Genomic DNA, 277 nt, shown 5'->3' with positions numbered 1-277 from the left:
GTTTCATTATTATTGGCGAGAAGGAAGAGTACTGAGCGAGTCTGTCACCTTAGCCAAAAAAGCCTTAGAAACGGGCCAGTGGCCAGCACTGGTTAAGGATATAGTCATCAACATCTATCACCAAGCAGTGGATGAGTTACCCGAAGAGTCAGTTACAAGTATTATTCAACCAGGTTACGCTGCAATTCCTGAGTTATGTTATTGCTTGCAAATATTTGACTTTGAGTCGCTGGATATTGACCTGGCCTATGATGTAATACAAGCGGATATGAAAACA

Annotated in this window: 1 protein-coding gene; it reads left to right on the top strand. The window is 41.9% G+C overall.

Annotation, left to right across the window (positions count from 1 at the left end):
* On the top strand, positions 1–277 hold a 277-nt coding region (locus tag H5154_RS23365), incomplete at both ends, for a hypothetical protein (protein ID WP_182719785.1).

Source organism: Pseudoalteromonas sp. SR44-5 (genome assembly GCF_014163675.1).
In the GTDB taxonomy this organism is placed as follows: Bacteria; Pseudomonadota; Gammaproteobacteria; order Enterobacterales; family Alteromonadaceae; genus Pseudoalteromonas; species Pseudoalteromonas rhizosphaerae.
The sequence above is the reverse complement of the archived record's forward strand: the minus strand, read 5'-3'. Positions and strand labels throughout refer to the sequence as shown.